Annotated in this window: 15 protein-coding genes and 1 pseudogene; 11 read left to right on the top strand and 5 right to left on the bottom strand. The window is 62.1% G+C overall.

The window, feature by feature from the left end; all coding sequences use genetic code 11:
* Positions 1-62: 62 nt before the first annotated feature.
* Positions 63-849 (bottom strand): annotated as a pseudogene (locus KEM63_RS01980) (phosphoglycolate phosphatase).
* A gap of 3 nt (positions 850-852) precedes the next feature.
* Positions 853-1,527 (bottom strand): ribulose-phosphate 3-epimerase, encoded by a 675-nt coding sequence (gene rpe / locus KEM63_RS01975; protein WP_223654508.1) that lies wholly within the window; start codon positions 1,525-1,527, stop codon positions 853-855.
* Between the two features lie 97 nt (positions 1,528-1,624).
* On the opposite strand from rpe, the gene KEM63_RS01970 reads away from it, so the two are divergent.
* The gene (locus KEM63_RS01970) at positions 1,625-2,461 is read left to right on the top strand and encodes a DUF3530 family protein (protein WP_223654506.1); all 837 of its coding nucleotides are present in this window, start codon (positions 1,625-1,627) and stop codon (positions 2,459-2,461) included.
* Here the strand turns inward: KEM63_RS01970 and KEM63_RS01965 are convergent.
* Genes KEM63_RS01965 through KEM63_RS01955 form a run of 3 tightly spaced genes read right to left on the bottom strand, consistent with a single transcriptional unit; the run spans position 2,443 to position 4,893 of the window.
* Positions 2,443-3,213, bottom strand: coding sequence for a DnaJ domain-containing protein (locus KEM63_RS01965; RefSeq protein WP_223654504.1), 771 nt, complete (start codon positions 3,211-3,213; stop codon positions 2,443-2,445). The two genes, KEM63_RS01970 and KEM63_RS01965, sit on opposite strands and share 19 nt — an antisense overlap.
* A gap of 1 nt (position 3,214) precedes the next feature.
* Positions 3,215-3,880: an N-acetylmuramate alpha-1-phosphate uridylyltransferase MurU gene (gene murU / locus KEM63_RS01960; protein ID WP_223654502.1), complete on the bottom strand. Its 666-nt coding sequence runs from the start codon at positions 3,878-3,880 to the stop codon at positions 3,215-3,217.
* Positions 3,877-4,893 (bottom strand): aminoglycoside phosphotransferase family protein, encoded by a 1,017-nt coding sequence (locus KEM63_RS01955; RefSeq protein ID WP_223654500.1) that lies wholly within the window; start codon positions 4,891-4,893, stop codon positions 3,877-3,879. The genes murU and KEM63_RS01955 overlap by 4 nt, the downstream gene beginning before the upstream one ends.
* A 150-nt stretch (positions 4,894-5,043) precedes the next feature.
* Between KEM63_RS01955 and KEM63_RS01950 the strand changes: the two genes are divergently transcribed.
* The 10 genes from KEM63_RS01950 to KEM63_RS01905 all read left to right on the top strand — a co-directional run bounded on the left by KEM63_RS01950 (position 5,044) and on the right by KEM63_RS01905 (position 17,496).
* Complete coding sequence (locus KEM63_RS01950) at positions 5,044-7,710, top strand: LPS-assembly protein LptD (protein ID WP_223654498.1); 2,667 nt, start codon at positions 5,044-5,046, stop codon at positions 7,708-7,710.
* Entirely contained in the window at positions 7,700-8,989 is a 1,290-nt protein-coding gene (locus KEM63_RS01945; protein WP_223654497.1) for a peptidylprolyl isomerase, read from the top strand. The genes KEM63_RS01950 and KEM63_RS01945 overlap by 11 nt, the downstream gene beginning before the upstream one ends.
* Complete coding sequence (gene pdxA / locus KEM63_RS01940; protein ID WP_223654496.1) at positions 8,989-9,981, top strand: 4-hydroxythreonine-4-phosphate dehydrogenase PdxA; 993 nt, start codon at positions 8,989-8,991, stop codon at positions 9,979-9,981. The genes KEM63_RS01945 and pdxA overlap by 1 nt, the downstream gene beginning before the upstream one ends.
* The gene (gene rsmA / locus KEM63_RS01935; RefSeq protein WP_223654495.1) at positions 9,978-10,793 is read left to right on the top strand and encodes a 16S rRNA (adenine(1518)-N(6)/adenine(1519)-N(6))-dimethyltransferase RsmA; all 816 of its coding nucleotides are present in this window, start codon (positions 9,978-9,980) and stop codon (positions 10,791-10,793) included. The genes pdxA and rsmA overlap by 4 nt, the downstream gene beginning before the upstream one ends.
* Positions 10,790-11,173: a Co2+/Mg2+ efflux protein ApaG gene (gene apaG / locus KEM63_RS01930; protein ID WP_223654493.1), complete on the top strand. Its 384-nt coding sequence runs from the start codon at positions 10,790-10,792 to the stop codon at positions 11,171-11,173. Before rsmA ends, apaG begins: the two co-directional genes overlap by 4 nt.
* Before the next feature lie 20 nt (positions 11,174-11,193).
* Positions 11,194-12,015, top strand: coding sequence for a symmetrical bis(5'-nucleosyl)-tetraphosphatase (locus tag KEM63_RS01925; RefSeq protein WP_223654492.1), 822 nt, complete (start codon positions 11,194-11,196; stop codon positions 12,013-12,015).
* Positions 12,008-12,334: a thiosulfate sulfurtransferase GlpE gene (gene glpE / locus KEM63_RS01920; RefSeq protein WP_223654491.1), complete on the top strand. Its 327-nt coding sequence runs from the start codon at positions 12,008-12,010 to the stop codon at positions 12,332-12,334. The genes KEM63_RS01925 and glpE overlap by 8 nt, the downstream gene beginning before the upstream one ends.
* Positions 12,335-12,643: 309 nt before the next feature.
* On the top strand, positions 12,644-14,566 hold the full coding sequence (locus KEM63_RS01915) for a PrkA family serine protein kinase (RefSeq protein WP_223654482.1): 1,923 nt from the start codon (positions 12,644-12,646) through the stop codon (positions 14,564-14,566).
* A 108-nt stretch (positions 14,567-14,674) separates the two neighbouring features.
* Entirely contained in the window at positions 14,675-15,946 is a 1,272-nt protein-coding gene (locus KEM63_RS01910) for a YeaH/YhbH family protein (RefSeq protein WP_223654474.1), read from the top strand.
* Positions 15,943-17,496 carry a SpoVR family protein gene (locus KEM63_RS01905; protein WP_223654472.1) on the top strand — a complete coding sequence of 518 codons (1,554 nt, stop codon included), beginning with the start codon at positions 15,943-15,945 and terminating at the stop codon, positions 17,494-17,496. The genes KEM63_RS01910 and KEM63_RS01905 overlap by 4 nt, the downstream gene beginning before the upstream one ends.
* The last annotated feature ends 24 nt before the right edge of the window (positions 17,497-17,520 follow it).

Raw genomic sequence — 17,520 nt, 5'->3', positions numbered from 1 at the left:
TCTCGGGGCAGGTAATTTGTCGCACAAACGAAGAGGCCCGCGCGTCACGCAGGCAGGCAAAATCAGGTACGCCAACGCCAGCGGGCGAGCGCCTTGATCACTCTCATCAGTTTGCGGTTGCTGACAAACACGGCTGATCCATACATTCGGCAGGAATGGCTTGAAAGACTATATGAGCGCGGACAGTGAATCAACCAGCAGGTCGGGGTTTTCCGCGGCTATCGGCTCGCCGTGATTGTAGCCGTAACTGACAGCCACGACCCTGACGCCAGCGGCGCGTGCGGCCAGAATGTCATTGCGTGAATCCCCGATGAACAACGACCGGCCTGCCGCTACGCCAGCATCACGCATGACGTGCAGCAGCGCGCCCGGATCAGGTTTCTGCGTCGCCAGCGTATCGCCGCCGATCAGCCACTCGAAGAAGCCGGCCAGACCGACTTCCTCAAGCAGCGGCCCAACAAAGCGTTGCGGCTTGTTGGTGACCACGGCCATCCGGACCCCCTGGTTACGCAGGTGACCAAGCAGATCGGTCACGCCGGGATACACGCGGGTCAGTTCATGCCCACCACTGTAGGCCTCAAGAAATATCTTCAGCGCGGCGTCAGCCTGCGCATCGTCGACGCTGGCATGGTCGATGGAATTGGCTAGCGCCCTGCGCACCAGCACCGCCGCACCGTTACCCACCCAGTCACGGACCCGCTCGGCGCCGGCCGGAGGTCGACCGAGCCGGCCGAGCATGACGTCCACCGCCGCCGCAAGATCGGGAACCGAATCGACCAGCGTACCGTCCAGGTCGAACATCACCAGGTCCGGCAGCCGACCGCCGCAAAGTCGCAGCAGCGTCTGCATGGCCTAGCGGCTAACCTGCGCCAGCTCGCTTCGCATGGCGTCGATGACTGCCTTGTAATCCGGCTTGCTGAAAATGGCTGAGCCGGCGACAAAGGTGTCGGCGCCGGCCTGGGCGATGTCGCGGATGTTCTTCTCGTTGACGCCACCATCGATCTCAAGGCGGATGTCACGACCGCTGGCATCGATCAGCGCACGCGCCTCGCGCAGCTTCTCCAGCGTCCCGGGAATGAACGTCTGCCCGCCGAAACCGGGATTGACGCTCATCAGCAGAATCATGTCGACCTTGTCCATCACATACTTGAGGCTGTCGAGCGGGGTTGCCGGGTTGAACACCAGGCCGGCCTTGGCACCCCCGTCGCGAATGAGCTGCAGCGAGCGGTCGATGTGATCGCTCGCTTCGGGATGGAAGGTGATGTAGCTGGCACCGGCCTCGAGAAAGTCTCCGATGATGCGGTCAACCGGCCTGACCATCAGATGCACGTCGATTGGCGCCGTGACACCGTACTTGCGCAGCGCGGTGCAAACCATCGGGCCAATGGTGAGGTTCGGCACGTAGTGATTATCCATCACGTCGAAATGCACGATATCGGCACCCGCAGCGAGGACCCGATCGACATCCTCGCCCAGACGGGCAAAGTCGGCGGAGAGAATGGAAGGGGCAATCGCGTAATCGGGCATGACTAACTCCGGACGGGGAACTGAACGCGACTAGTCTACCCGAAGCCATTGCACCCTGCTGTTATACTCCAGCAATACCACCCCAGGAGGTGCGAGGATGCGCCGTCTAATGCTGCTGTTGCTGATCGTTTGCGCGCCTGCGCAGGCCCAGACCCCACCAGCGTCCGATCCGGATCCTGTCACGGCGACCCGCCCCGATCTGCCGCCACGTTCGATCAGCCAGGAACAGGCTCTGCAGCGTCAGATTCCGATGGACGAGCACCGACAGCTCGGCGAAGGCGAGTCGACCTTTCTGGGGTTGTTTCTGCCGGCAGCTCGCCCCGACCCGCTAGGCAGCGTTCTGCTGATCGCCGATGTCGGCGAACACGCCAATTGGCCAGAACTCATCGAACCGGCTCGCGTTCGGCTCAGCGAGACGGGATGGAACACACTCGCAATCGGATTGCCGGACGCGCCGGCGGCATCGATTGGCACTGGCGATGAACACAGCACAGCTCGGCAGGCCCGCTTCGAAGAGCAAGTCGCCGAGCGGCTGAATCTGGGGCTTGCTCTCCTCAACGAGACCGGCGCCACGCCGATTGCGGTGATCGCTCGAGGACAGGCAGGGGTCTGGGTCATGCAGCTGGGCGAGCAACTGTCGTCGGTCGACGCACTGATCACTCACCAGCCACGCAGCACCAACACCGGCACGCGTCTTGAGCCATTACTGGAGCAGTGGGACACGCCCATGCTGGATATCGCCACCAAGGGCGCCCTTGGCCGCAGCGAGTCAGCACGGCAGCGCCAGCTGATCGCGCAGCGCAACGGGCATCAGCATTATCGACAGATTCTGGTCAGCAACCCCGGCAACACAGCACAGACGCAACAGATGCTGATCAAACGCATCGATGGCTGGTTGCGTCAACTGCCTGCGGCTCAGCGGAACCCACGGTAGCGGCGCACTCTCTCGTACGCCTCCTGAATCGCCTGAATTCGCTCGCCAGCCTGCGCCAGCGCGGCCGATGACGCCCCTCGCATCTTGTCGGGGTGATGCCTGCTCAACTGACGGCGATAGGCGCGCTTGATGGTGTCGGCACTGGCATCCAGCTCGACGCCAAGCAGGGCTGCCGCCTCACGGAGATGATCACGACTGGCCATGGGTGGCTTGGCCGTCCGGCCGCGCTGGTGCCGCTGATGCATACGCTGGTGTTCGGCTCGGCCAAGCCCCGCCTGGGAGGACCACTCATCGAGCAGGCTACGCGATCTCTGCCCGAGGCTTCCTGTCACCAACGCCATGCGCCAGCAGCAGTCGATCACTTCTGCTGCACGTGCCGGCTCGCGCCGCCGAAGTCGCTTGAGCCGGGACCCGACCCGCACGGCCGGCTCCTTGCCTCGATTGAAATCACGCATGGCCTTCAGGCGTGCGGGCTCATCAAACCGGTATTGCTGCATGATGTCGCGGGCGAGCTGCAGATGCGTCGGCTCGACTCGGCCCTCGGCTTTCGCCAGCCTGCCGAGACACAGAAACAGCACCTCCTCGAAGCCCGCTTCGCCATTCGCGCCCAAACGGGTGGCCAGATCGCTCCAGCGGCGCAGTCCCCAATGCCGATCGAGCGCGTGGCCCAACACCGCTCCGAGCAGCGCGCCCGGCAGTTCTGCCGACAGGCCACCGATCAGCGTTCCGGCGAGGGTAACCGGCCAGAACATCTCAGGCTTCTCCGGCCAGGCGGCTGGCGTCCTGGAGCCGCTCCGGCGTACCGACATCGATCCAGATGCCGGGGTGATGCTCGCCGCTCACCTGCCCTGCCTCGGCAGCGGCACGCAACAGGGGAGCAAGCGCAAAGGCGCCTGGGCTGCACCCGTCGAACAGCGCCGGGTGAATAACCGAGACACCGCTGAAGGTAAGCCCCTCCGTCTGCATCGGGATCGACACCTGTCCTGCCTGCAGCACGAAGTCGCCATGCAGCTTGTAGGCAGGGTTGTCGACCAGCACCAGATGGGCCAGCTTGCCAGGCGCGAGGTGCAGGGCGCTGAAGTCGAACCGCGTCCAGATATCGCCGTTCACCAGCACAAACGGATCCTTACCCAGCAGCGGCAGGGCACGATGGATACCACCGCCGGTTTCGAGCGGCTCCCCTTCCGGGGACCAGCGTATCCGCACACCGAGATGACGACCGTCTCCCAGCGCCGACTCCAGTTGCTCGCCGAGCCAGGCGTGATTGATCACCAGATCGACGATACCGGCGCGGGCGAGCGCTTCGATATGCCATGCGATCAACGGCTTGCCGGCAACCGGAAGCAGCGGCTTGGGCGTGGTCAGGGTCAGCGGGCGCATGCGCTCCCCCTTTCCTGCCGCGAGGATCATCGCCTTCAAACGTGCAACTCCAGACTGTCGAGCAACCGCTGCAGGGGCGCAAGCCGCGCGTCAGCTGCACACGCTTCGCGCAGGTAGCCGACGAAGCGAGGTGCATCCTGCAGATACCGCGGTTTGCCGTCGCGATAGCGTATACGCGCGAAGATTCCGAGCACCTTGAGATGCCGTTGCGCCGCCATCAATCGGGACTGGTTGAGGAACGCGTCGAAACGATCCGGCACCGGCAGTCCGGCCGTGCGCGCCTGCTCCCAATAGACCTGGGTCCAGGCAACCCTTTCGGCAGGCGGCCAGCTGAAGAAGGCGTCGGCGAAAAGACAGCTGATGTCGTAACTCACGGGACCATACAGGGCGTCCTGAAAATCCAGGACCGCCGGGGTTCCTGTCGTGGCCATCAGATTGCGCGGCATGTAGTCCCGATGGACGAAGACCTTCGGTTCCGCAAGTATGCTTTCAAGCAATACGGCGCAAGCCTGGCTCCACTCGGCCCGCTCGGCTGCACTGAATGGGCGACCCAGGTGGCGCTCGACGAACCACTCCGGAAACAGTTCGAGTTCGCGCCGCAGCACTGCCTCGTCGTATTCCGGGAGTACGCCGGGCCGGCTGGCCAGCTGCCAGGCGATCAACTGATCGATGGCGCTGCGGAACAGACGGTGACGCTCCTCGCTCAGCATGCCGTCCTCCATCGCTTCGAGAAAGGTCCGACTGCCGACGTCCTCGAGCAACAGAAAACCCTGTTCGACATCCGCTGCATAGATGTGCGGTACACGCACGCCCGCCTCGCTCAGAAGCCCGGCGACTTTCACGAACGGACGGGTATCTTCGTGTTCGGGAGGCGCGTCCATGATGATCAGGCTGCGTGCGCCTTCGCCCCAGCGATAGTAGCGACGGAAACTTGCGTCTGCGCTTGCCGCTGTCAATTCGCCGGCACCGGGCGCGCCCCAGCCCTGTTCGGTGAAACTCTTGCGCAGCGCCGGCCCCAACCAGGCCCGAAGCGCCGTTTCTCTTGAATCCATGATGTCACCCCAATCTGGCCGACGCTGGCTCTGGCGCCGCACAATGCTTTATTATCCGTGATCTTTGAACGCAGACGCAGCATGCATGTTGCATTGCGGCCGCACAAGCTGCCGTGAGCCGCACCGACTGGAAGCCCGGATAACTACATAATGGCCTACCGCAAACCTCCGTTCCGCCCTTCGTTCCCCATGTTGCTGGCCAGCGGTTTGCTGCTTGCCCAACCCATGACCAGCCTGGCCGTCGGGCAGGTCGAATGCCGGGCCAGCAAGGACGGATCAGGATGGAGCTGCTCCACACTGGAAACCCCCGCTTCGCTGCCACCGCGTCCGCAACCCGCCACGGCTGCGCCTGCTGCAGTAGCCGAAGAGCAGGTCGACACTACCCGCGCGGACGCGGCTTCGCCGCGCGAAGCCGTTGCTGCATCCGAGTTCGGTGAGCTGGACTGGGTTCCGCGCGACCAGCTGAGCGCTGCCCAGCAAGCGGCAATCGCGCCCTATTGCGGCGGCACCTACGTCGAGCCGCCACGCACCGGGCGCGACGATGACACCCCGTTCGAAGACCTGCCTGTCTACGCCGAGGCCGACAGCAGCCGCTTCGAACAGTCCAATCAGACTGGCACGCTCGAGGGAGACGTTCTGCTCCGCCAGGGGCGGCTGCAGGCACGCGCCAACGAAGCGAGCTTCGACCGGGCCAATGACCTGGTGCGGTTGCAGGACGATGTCCGGCTGCGCGATCAGGGCGTGCTGGTGCTGGGCGACAACGCCAGCATGCGCATCGACACCGGGGAAACCCGTATCGAGGGCGCGCGATACGTCATGCATACCGCGCATGCACGGGGCACAGCCGACACTATCAAGCGACGCGACGATGGCGTGGTGGTACTGACCAACGGCACCTATACGACCTGCGAGCCCGGCGAAAACACCTGGACACTGCGCGCCAAGGATGTCGAGCTCGACCGCGAAAAGGGCTGGGGCGAAGCCAAGCACGTGCGCCTTCATGTCAAGGACGTGCCGGTGCTGTATACCCCGTACCTCTACTTCCCGCTCGATGATCGGCGCCAGTCCGGCCTGCTCACGCCGAGCTATTCGAGCAGCACCGACAGCGGCGCTGAAGTCACGCTGCCGTACTACTTCAACCTGGCACCGAACTACGATGCCACGCTGTATCCGCGCTACATGAGCAAGCGCGGGCTGCTGATGGATGGCGAATTCCGCCACATGAGCGCCGTCAGTTACAGCGAGCTCAACGCTGCGTATCTGGACGACCAGGAATTCGGCACCGACCGGTGGATGTATCGGGCCCGGCACGAGCAGCGACTGAGTCAACGCTGGTACGCCGACCTGGATACCGGCTCGCTCAGCGACCCCTACTACTTTCAGGATCTGAGCACTGCGCTCGAGTCGCGCCCCGAGATCTATATGGACCAGCGCGGTGCGCTGAACTACTTCGGTGACAGCTATACCTTCAGCGCCCGGGTCCATGGCTACGAGCTGGCGACGGTCACTGCGGTGACCCCCTACGAACGCATGCCACAACTGCAGCTGGACGGCGGCAACGCTATCGGCGCCGGTGCGCGCTTCGATTACAGCCTGCAGTACACCAACTTCGACCGGGACCTCAGTGAAGGCACCATCTTCACCGAAAGTGGTGGCGAGTTCGACGACTTCGGCGTGCTGATCCGCAAACCCGACGAGAGCCTGGTCGGTCTGCAGCGCGCAACCGGCCATCGTGTCAGTGCCGTCCCCCGCGTCAGCCTGCCGCTGCGTAGCACCTGGGGCTTCCTCACCCCGTCTGTCAGCGTGCATTCGGTAGCTTATGACCTGAGCTATGACGAGCGTGCCGACGGCTTCGACTACGACCAGGCCGACCGCACTCCGTCGAACACGGTACCGGTGGCGAGCCTGGATACGGGCCTGTATTTCGACCGTCGTACCAGCTGGCTGGGCCGCAGCTTTCGCCAGACGCTCGAGCCACGGGCCTTCTATCTGTACGCGCCGTACCGTGACCAGAGCGACCAGCCGCTGTTCGATACATATGAGAGCACGTTCAGCTACTCCTCGTTGTATCGTGAGGACCGCTTCAGCGGGCGCGACCGCACCGGCGATGCCGATCAGCTTACCCTCGGCACCACCAGCCGGCTGCTCGACGAAGCAGGCCGCGAGCGTGCCCGCGCAAGCCTTGGCCAGATATTCTACTTCCGCGATCGCGACGTACAGCTGCTTGATACTGAAGGCCTGAACGACCCAAGCGACGAGAAATCCTCATCGGCGTACGCTGCAGAGCTGGTCTATCAGATGCATGACGACTGGCGTCTGAGCAGCAACCTCCTCTGGGATCCGGACGACAGCGACAGCAATGCCGGGGACATCCGTGTAAACTACCAGCCGGAGCCCCGCAAGATCATCAACGTGGGCTATCGCTACCGTAACGAGCTGAACACATTCGACTCGCTTACCGGTACCTACTTCCGCGACCCCAACCGTCGCATCGACCAGTCCGACCTGTCGTTCATGTGGCCGATCAATCCCCAGTGGAGCGTCATCGGTCGTTGGCAGCATGACCTGGCGGACAACCGAACGCTGGAAGCGCTTGGCGGCTTCGAGTACGACAGCTGCTGCTGGAAGCTGCGCTTCATCAATCGTTACTGGGTCGACTACAACGAATACGAGTCGGTCGCCACCGATGAAGGCAATCGCGGCATATTCCTGCAGATCGTGCTCAAGGGTCTGGGCAATGTCACCGGCAACCGTGTAGAAAGTCTTCTCGACGAAGGCATCCCGGGTTACAGAGAGCGTGAAAACAATGCGTTTTAAGCTTCACACAACACTCGTCGGCCTCTGCGCCGGCCTGTTCTTCAGCACCCTCGCCCAGGCGCAGGTGCAACAGCTCGATCGCGTTGCCGCGATCGTCGAAAACGACGTCGTCATGATGAGTCAGGTCGAGTCGAGGATGGCCGAGGTCCGCCAGCAGCTCAGCGCACGGGGCGAAGCGGTGCCCGCGGACTCGCTGTTGCGCGAGCAGGTTCTCGATCGACTGGTGCTGGAAAGCATTCAGCTGCAGATGGCCGAGCGTGCCGGCCTGCAGATCGACGAGGCCAGCCTCAACCAGACCATGGAACAGCTCGCGCAGCGCAATAACGTGACCCTGCCGCAGTTTCGCGCCGCGCTCGAGCGCGACGGCATCAGCTATAACGAAGCCCGTGAGCAGATTCGTCGCGAGATGCTGATCAACCGGGTACGCCAGCGCCGAGTGGCCGAGCGCATTCAGGTGACCGATCAGGAAGTACGCAACTTTCTCAGCTCGGAAGTCGGCCAGTATCAGACGTCTGCTGATTACCGACTGGCCATGATCGTGCTGCCGCTGGCGGAAAACGCCGACTCGGCGCAAGCTCAGCGCCGTGCCGAGCAGGCTCAGGCCATCTATCAGGAACTGCAGAGCGGCGCCGACTTCAAAGGCGTGGCCAGTCGCCGCTCGGCCTCCGACAGCTCTCTGGAAAGTGGCGAACTGGGCTGGCGCAAGGCCGCACAGTTGCCTGGGCCGTTCGCCGAGGCAGTCGACCGGCTGGACGTGGGTGGCGTCACGCAGCCACTGCGTTCCCCGGCTGGCTTTCACATCATGCAGCTGCTTGAACGCCGTGGTGGTGATAACCAGATGGTCACCGAATTCAGCGTGCGCCATATTCTGATCAAGCCCAGCGAAATCCGCAGCGAATCAGAGGCTGCTCAGCTTGCCCAGCGCCTCTACCAGCGTATAGAGAACGGCGAGTCGTTTGCCACGCTGGCACGTTCGTTTTCCGAAGACCCCGGCTCGGCATTGAACGGCGGCTCGCTGAACTGGGTAACCCCGGATACCATGGTCCCCGAGTTCCGCGATGTGATGACCACCATCCCCGAAGGCCAGGTGTCGCGCCCGTTTCAGACGCAATTCGGCTGGCACATCCTTCAGGTGGAAGGCCAGCGCGAGGTCGACATGACCGATGACATGCGCAAGCAGCAGGCGACCAACCTGCTACAGAACCGCAAGTACGAACAGGAACTGCAGACCTGGCTGCTGGAAATTCGCGACGAAGCCTACGTCGAGAAAAAGATCTAGTGGCTGCTTCGGTAATCGCCCTGACTGCCGGCGAGCCTGCCGGCATCGGGCCGGAACTCTGTTTGATGCTGGCGGCGCAACCCTGCCGTCACCGCCGAGTGGTGATTGCCGATCCCGACCTGCTCGCCGAACGCGCCGAGCTGCTCGGAATCGATGTCCAGCTGCAACAGTACGACCCGTCCCGGCCTGCATCGGCGCAAGCGGCAGGCGTTCTCGAGGTCTTGCCAGTGCATCTGGCCCGACCCAGCAAACCGGGCGTGCTGGATACCGCCAATGCCGCCTACGTGCTGGAGACCCTCCGCGAAGCCGGCGCCGGCTGCCTGGCTAAACGCTTCGCCGCGGTGGTGACTGCGCCGGTTCACAAGGGCATCATCAACGACGCCGGGGTAGCCTTTTCGGGGCATACCGAATTCTTCGCCGAGCTCACCGGCACCGCACAGGTGGTGATGATGCTGGCGTGTCCCGGCTTGCGCGTGGCGCTGGCCACAACCCACCTGCCGCTGCGCGCGGTGCCTGATGCGATTACCCCCGCCCTCCTTGAGCGGGTCATACGCATTACCCATGCCGACCTGAAGGCCCGTTTCGGCCTGAGTTCACCGCGCATTCTGGTGTGCGGGCTGAATCCGCATGCAGGCGAAGGCGGTCATCTGGGGCGAGAGGAGATCGACGTCATCATTCCGGTAATAGAGCGTCTGCGCGGCGAAGGCCTGCAATTGCAGGGGCCGCTCCCCGCCGACACCCTGTTCACCCCGCGCCACCTCGACCACGCCGATGCGGTCCTGGCGATGTATCACGATCAGGGTCTTCCGGTTCTCAAGCACAAGGGCTTCGGCGCGGCCGTGAACATCACCCTGGGCTTGCCGATCATCCGCACGTCGGTGGACCACGGCACCGCGCTGGACCTTGCAGGCACCGGCCGCGCCGATCCCGGCAGTCTGCAGGTAGCGCTGGACACTGCCATCGACATGATCGAAGCCGGAGGTGCTGCTTGAGCCAGTTCGCTCCACACCGGGCGCGCAAGCGATTCGGCCAGAACTTTCTGCACGACGCCGGCGTAATCAATCGCATCCATCGGGCAATCGCACCACGCGAAGGCCAGCATGTCGTCGAAATCGGTCCGGGTCAGGGCGCGATCACCGAGGGGCTGCTGGCCAGCGGAGCGCGGTTGGATGTGGTGGAGCTGGATCACGACCTGCACCCGATTCTGCTGTCGCGATTCGGTCATCTGCGCAACTTCGCGCTGCACAAGGGCGATGCACTGAAGTTCGACTTTGCCAGCCTCGCCGACGGGCAGCGGCTGCGGATTGTCGGCAATCTGCCGTACAACATATCGACCCCGCTGATGTTTCATCTTCTCGACCAGGCTCACTGCGTCGAAGACATGCATTTCATGCTGCAGAAGGAGGTGGTTCAACGCCTCGCTGCCGGGCCGGGGAGCTCTCACTACGGCCGGCTGGGAATCATGGTTCAGTATCATTGTCAGGTTGAACATCTGTTCGACGTCGGCCCGGGGGCCTTCAGTCCGGCACCCAAAGTCGACTCGGCGATCGTGCGGCTGACGCCTCATGCCACGCTGCCCTTCCCGGCGGACGAGCCGGAGATGCTTGAGCGCGTGGTCAGGGAAGCGTTCAACCAGCGACGCAAGACCCTGCGCAATACGCTCAAGCCATTGCTGGACGCCGACGGCATCGCCGCGGAGGGTCTCGATCCGATGCTGCGTCCCGAACAGGTTGATCTGGCCGGCTTCGTCCGCCTCGCCAACCGCCTGGCACGCCAGGCTCCACCCGACGGAGGCCCAGCATGACCGCATCGAGCACCTATACTGTCGCTATCAGCGTGCAGACTCGTTTCCTGCGCGAGCAGTCCGACCCCGAAGCCAACCGCTTCGCCTTTGCCTATACCATCAGTATCCGAAACGATGGGTCGGTCGCCACACAGCTGCTGGATCGGCAGTGGACGATTCATGACGGCAACAACAAGATTCAGCAGGTGGAAGGGCCCGGCGTCGTCGGCGAGCAGCCGGTCATCGAACCCGGCGCAACCCACACCTACAGCAGCGGCTGCCTGCTCGAAACACCGGTCGGCACCATGCAGGGCAGCTACGGCATGCGCGCGGCAGACGGTCACGAGTACCGGGTACCGGTGCCTCTCTTTCGATTGGCCAAGCCCAACGCTCTGAACTGAATCGAACACAGGGCCTTAGCATGACCACCTATGCCGTTGGCGACCTGCATGGTTGCCTGAAGCCACTCAAATGCCTGCTCAGCGACGTGGATTTCAATCCGTCGCGCGACGTGCTGTGGTCGGTCGGTGATCTGATCAATCGCGGGCCGGACTCGCTGGAGACGCTGCGCTTCATCAAGGGGCTCGACAATGCCTGTATAGCGCTGCTCGGCAATCACGACCTGCACCTGCTCGCTGCGTCGCGGGACGCTGCCGTACTGCGAAAATCCGATACGTTGCTGCCGATCCTGAAGGCGCCGGACCGGGAAGGGTTGCTGGCGAGTCTGTTCCAGCTGCCGCTGGCGCATTACGATTCGCGCCTCGACTGCCTGATGACCCATGCCGGCGTGCCGCCGGTCTGGTCCGTCAAGCAGACACTCAAGCGTGCGGCAGAAGTCGAAGCGGTCCTGCGCGACGAGGCCCGTCGCGGGGAGTTTCTCGACCAGATGTACGGGAATGAGCCGGCGCGCTGGAAGCCGTCGCTGACGGGTATGGACAGGTTGCGAACCATCACCAACTACCTGACCCGAATGCGCTTCTGCAAGGCTGACGGCACGCTCGACCTGAAGTCCAAGGAGTCCGTCGATTCGGCACCAAAAGGCTTTGCCCCCTGGTTCAGCCATCCGCGCAAGGACCCGCAGACCCAGCTGGTCTTCGGTCATTGGGCGGCGCTCGGCGGCGTGTCCGGGGTCTCGGGCGTACATGCTCTGGACAGCGGCTGCGTCTGGGGCAACAGCCTGACATTGATGAACCTGGAGACCGGTGAACGCCACACCTGCAGCTGCGGAGACAATCATGAGTGACTTCAAACGCATCGACCCCGACACTGCTGCCGCCCTTATGCAGCGAGGCGCCACGGTGGTGGACATCCGCGATCCGCAGAGTTTCGACGCGGGCCACATCGTGACAGCCCGGAGGCTGGATAACGACAGCCTGCCCGGCTTCGTCGCCAGCGCCGAACGTCAGACGCCGCTGGTGGTGTGCTGTTATCACGGCAACTCCAGTCAGCCTGCCGCTGCGTATCTGGCCAGCCTTGGCTTTGCTGAAGTGTACAGCCTGGATGGCGGCTTCGAGCTCTGGCGACAGGCTTATCCTACGCAAATCTCGCGTAACGACTCCTGACATCCCCCGTCACAACCCGCGCAAAACTTTTTTCCTCAGACCGCTGTCAGCCGCGATCAAAAGGACTATTCTGGACTCAAGGCTAAATCATTAAGTGAAGGCCGGTCTGCCGGCTTCCGATAAAAAGGAGGCTTGCCGGACACGGGGCCAGCTCGCTGACCCGGTCACTCCGACAGTCTCCCCGATGTGCCCGTTTCGAGGTGGTATTGGGGGATTCACGCATCACCATATGCCGTCGCCCTGTACAGCGTCAGGCGGGCCTCTGCCCGGGAGCCACGGACCTCATCCAGGCAACAGCGAGGTCGTGCCATGAGCATATTCAGCCATTTCCAGAACCGCTTCGAGACTACCCGGCAGGAAGAATATTCCCTGCAGGAGTATCTGGAGCTCTGCAAATCCGACCCAACGACATACGCCTCTGCCGCAGAGCGCCTGCTGATGGCGATCGGCGAACCAGAGGTTATCGACACCTCGCTCGACCCTCGGCTCTCGCGCATTTTTTCCAACAAGGTCATCAAACGCTACCCGGCCTTTGCCGACTTCCATGGCATGGAGGATGCGATAGAGCACATCGTGTCGTATTTCCGCCATGCTGCGCAGGGCCTGGAGGAAAAGAAACAGATTCTCTATCTGCTCGGACCGGTCGGTGGCGGCAAGTCGTCGCTGGCCGAGAAGCTCAAGGCGCTCATGCAGCAGATCCCCTTTTATGCGATCAAGGACTCCCCGGTCTTCGAGTCTCCGCTTGGGCTGTTCAACGCCACCGAAGATGGCGCCATTCTGGAGGAGGACTACGGCATTCCGCGGCGCTACGTGAACAGCATCATGTCGCCCTGGGCGGTCAAGCGGCTGCACGAGTTCAACGGCGACATCAGCAAGTTCCGGGTGGTCAAGCTCTACCCGTCCATCCTCCAGCAGATCGCGATCGCCAAGACCGAGCCTGGTGATGAGAACAACCAGGATATCTCCGCCCTGGTCGGCAAGGTGGATATCCGCAAGCTCGAAGACTTTCCGCAGAACGATCCGGATGCCTACAGTTATTCCGGTGCGCTGTGCCGCGCCAACCAGGGCCTGATGGAATTCGTCGAGATGTTCAAGGCGCCGATCAAGGTGCTGCATCCGCTGCTGACAGCTACCCAGGAGGGCAATTACAACAGCACCGAGGGCATGGGCGCGATCCCGTTCAACGGCGTATTGCTGGCTCACTCCAACGAGTCGGAGTGGCACACCTTCCGCAACAACAAGAACAACGAAGCCTTCATCGACCGTATCTACATCGTCAAGGTGCCGTACTGCCTGCGCGTGAGCGACGAGATCCAGATCTATCAGAAGCTGCTCACCAACAGCTCCCTGGCGCACGCTCACTGCGCGCCGGACACGCTGAAAATGCTCGCCCAGTTCACCGTCCTGTCGCGCCTGAAGGAGCCGGAGAACTCCAATGTCTACTCGAAGATGCGCATCTACGACGGCGAGAACCTCAAGGACACCGACCCCAAGGCCAAGTCAATTCAGGAATACCGGGATTCGGCTGGGGTCGACGAGGGCATGAATGGCCTGTCGACCCGCTTTGCCTTCAAGATCCTGTCGAAGGTGTTCAACTACGACCACAGCGAAGTCGCCGCCAACCCGGTGCACCTGCTCTACGTACTCGAGCAGCAGATCGAACAGGAGCAGTTCCCCAATGAGGTGAGCGAGCGCTATCTGCGTTATCTGAAGGAATATCTCGCGCCGCGCTATGTCGACTTCATCGGCAAGGAGATTCAGACCGCGTACCTGGAGTCCTACAGCGAGTACGGGCAGAACATCTTCGATCGCTACGTGATGTACGCAGACTTCTGGATCCAGGATCAGGAGTACCGCGACCCGGATACCGGCGAGATTCTCAATCGCGCAGCGCTCAACGAGGAACTGGAGAAGATCGAAAAACCAGCCGGCATCAGCAACCCCAAGGACTTCCGCAACGAGATCGTCAACTTCGTGCTCCGCGCCCGTGCGCAGAACAACGGCAAGAACCCGAGCTGGCTTTCCTACGAGAAGCTGCGCGTGGTGATCGAGAAGAAGATGTTCTCCAATACCGAGGATCTGCTCCCGGTCATCAGTTTCAACGCCAAGGCCTCGAAGGAGGATCAAAAGAAACACGGCGACTTCGTCACCCGGATGGTCGAGCGCGGCTATACCGAAAAACAGGTCCGCCTGCTTTCGGAATGGTATCTGCGCGTACGCAAGGCGCAGTAAGACCAAAAGCCGCTTAAGGCTGGAAGCTGGAAGGCTGGCATGCGGAACGGACCTGTGTCGTTCAGCTCCAGCCCCCAGCCTTCAGCCCAGCCCGGAGGGCTTGTGTTTATGAGTTACGTGATTGATCGTCGCCTCAATGGCAAGAACAAGAGCACGGTGAATCGGCAGCGATTCCTCCGGCGTTACAAGGCGCATATCAAGAAGGCGGTCGAGGAGGCGGTTGGACGTCGCTCGATTACCGATATAGAGCACGGCGAGCAGATCAGCATCCCCGGCCGGGATATCGATGAACCGATTTTCCACCATGGTCAGGGCGGCCGGCAGACCCGCGTGCATCCGGGCAATCGTGAATTCACCACCGGCGATCAGATCGAACGCCCGCAGGGCGGGGGCGGTGGCCAGGGCGGTCAGCAAGCGAGCGACAGCGGCGAAGGCATCGACGAGTTCGTATTCCAGATAACCCAGGAAGAGTTTCTCGACTTCATGTTCGAGGACCTGGCCCTGCCCAATCTGGTCAAGCGCCATATCACCGGTACCGACACCTTCAAACCGGTTCGTGCGGGTATCAGCGCACAGGGCAATCCGTCGCGAATCAATATCGTGCGCTCGATGCGTTCGGCGCACGCCCGGCGCATCGCGCTGACCGGCGGCAGCCGCTCGCGTCTGCGCGCGGCCATTCAGGAGCTGGAGCTGTTGCGCCAGAACCAGCCTGACAACCTGACCGACATCCGTACCCTCGAAGAAGAGATCGAGCAGCTTCGGCGCCGCATCGATCGCATCCCGTTTCTGGATACCTTTGATCTGCGCTACAACCTGATCACCAAGCAGCCCAACCCCAGCTCCAAGGCGGTGATGTTCTGTCTCATGGATGTATCCGGATCGATGACCCAGGCCACCAAGGATCTGGCCAAGCGTTTCTACATCCTGCTGTACATGTTCCTGCGGCGGAACTACGAGCGCATCGAGGTCGTATTCATCCGCCACCACACCAGCGCCAAGGAAGTGGATGAGGAGGAGTTCTTCTACTCGCGCGAAACCGGTGGAACCATCGTATCCAGCGCCCTGCGTCTCACGCAGGAAATTGTCGAGGCACGGTATTCGCCCAACGAATGGAATATCTACTGCGCGCAGGCATCGGACGGGGACAACTGGAACGATGACTCACCGATCTGTCGCGAGTTGCTGATACGCCAGCTGATGCCGGCCATGCAGTACTACTGTTATGTGGAGATCACCCCGCGCGAGCATCAGGCGCTCTGGTACGAGTACGAACAGGTCGCCGAGCACTACCCGGAAAGTTTTGCCCAGCAACAGATCGTCGACGCCGGTGACATCTACCCGGTGTTTCGCAAGCTGTTCCAGAAGAGGATGGCCACATGACACGCCAACCCATATCGACTGGCTCGGAGTGGACTTTCGATCTGATACGCGAGTATGACCGCGAGATCGGACGCATTGCGCGTGACGTCTACGGCCTGGACACCTATCCCAACCAGATAGAAGTGATCACCGCCGAGCAGATGATGGACGCCTACGCCTCGGTAGGCATGCCGCTGGGGTATCACCACTGGTCGTACGGCAAGCACTTCCTGCATACCGAAAAGAATTACAAGCGCGGACAGATGGGGCTGGCCTACGAGATCGTCATCAATTCCGATCCCTGCATTGCCTACCTCATGGAAGAGAACACCATGACCATGCAGGCGTTGGTGATTGCCCATGCCTGCTATGGCCATAACTCCTTCTTCAAGGGCAACTACCTGTTTCGTACCTGGACCGACGCCAGCGCCATCATCGACTACCTGGTGTTTGCCAAGCAGTACATCATGCAATGCGAGGAGCGCCATGGCATCGACGCCGTCGAGGATCTGCTCGATTCCTGCCATGCGCTGATGAACTACGGGGTGGATCGATACAAGCGCCCCTACCCCATCTCTGCCGCAGAGGAGCGCCGCCGGCAGCGCGAGCGCGAGGAACACATGCAGCGGCAGGTCAACGATCTGTGGCGGACGATTCCTGTCATGCATTCGCATGAGAGCAAACACCATGAAGAGGCACGCTACCCGGCCGAGCCCCAGGAGAACCTGCTGTACTTCATCGAGAAGAACGCCCCGCTGCTGGAATCCTGGCAGCGAGAAGTCGTGCGCATCGTGCGCAAGATTGCCCAGTATTTCTATCCGCAGCGTCAGACTCAGGTGATGAACGAGGGCTGGGCGACGTTCTGGCACTACACCCTGCTCAACCACCTGTACGATGAGGGCAAGGTGACCGATGGCTTCATGATGGAGTTTCTGCAATCCCATACCAGCGTGATCTATCAGCCGCCCTTCGACAGCAAGTGGTACAGCGGGATCAACCCCTACGCGCTGGGCTTCGCGATGATGCAGGACATTCGCAGGATCTGTGAACAGCCCACCGAGGAAGATCGCCGCTGGTTCCCGGACATCGCCGGCAGCGACTGGCTGGAAACCATCAAGTTCGCCATGCGCACCTTCAAGGATGAAAGCTTCATCCTGCAGTTTCTCTCGCCGAAGGTCATTCGGGACCTCAAGCTGTTTGCTGTCGTGGACGACGATCGCCGGGACCATCTGGAGATCGCCGCGATTCATGATGACGAAGGCTACCGCGCCGTACGTCAGCATCTGGCAGCGCAATACAATCTGGGCAACCGGGAACCTAACATCCAGGTGTGGGAGGTCGACCGCCGCGGCGATCGCTCGCTGACGCTTCGCCATCAACGGCATGAAGGCAAGCCGCTGGGGGAATCGACGGCGGAAATGATGAAACACCTGCACCGCCTGTGGGGCTTCGATATTCATCTGGAAAGCGTCGAGGGTGAACGGGTCGTAGACGAAGTGCATATACCACCCCGCCCCACGCGCGAAGAGGGACGCCTGCCCCGCTTCGACCTCAACATCCCGCCGATCTGATCAGTCCCGCGGCCGAACCAGCGC

The organism is Halopseudomonas nanhaiensis (genome assembly GCF_020025155.1).
Lineage (GTDB): Bacteria > Pseudomonadota > Gammaproteobacteria > Pseudomonadales > Pseudomonadaceae > Halopseudomonas > Halopseudomonas nanhaiensis.
This window is presented reverse-complemented; position numbering and strand designations above follow the sequence as displayed.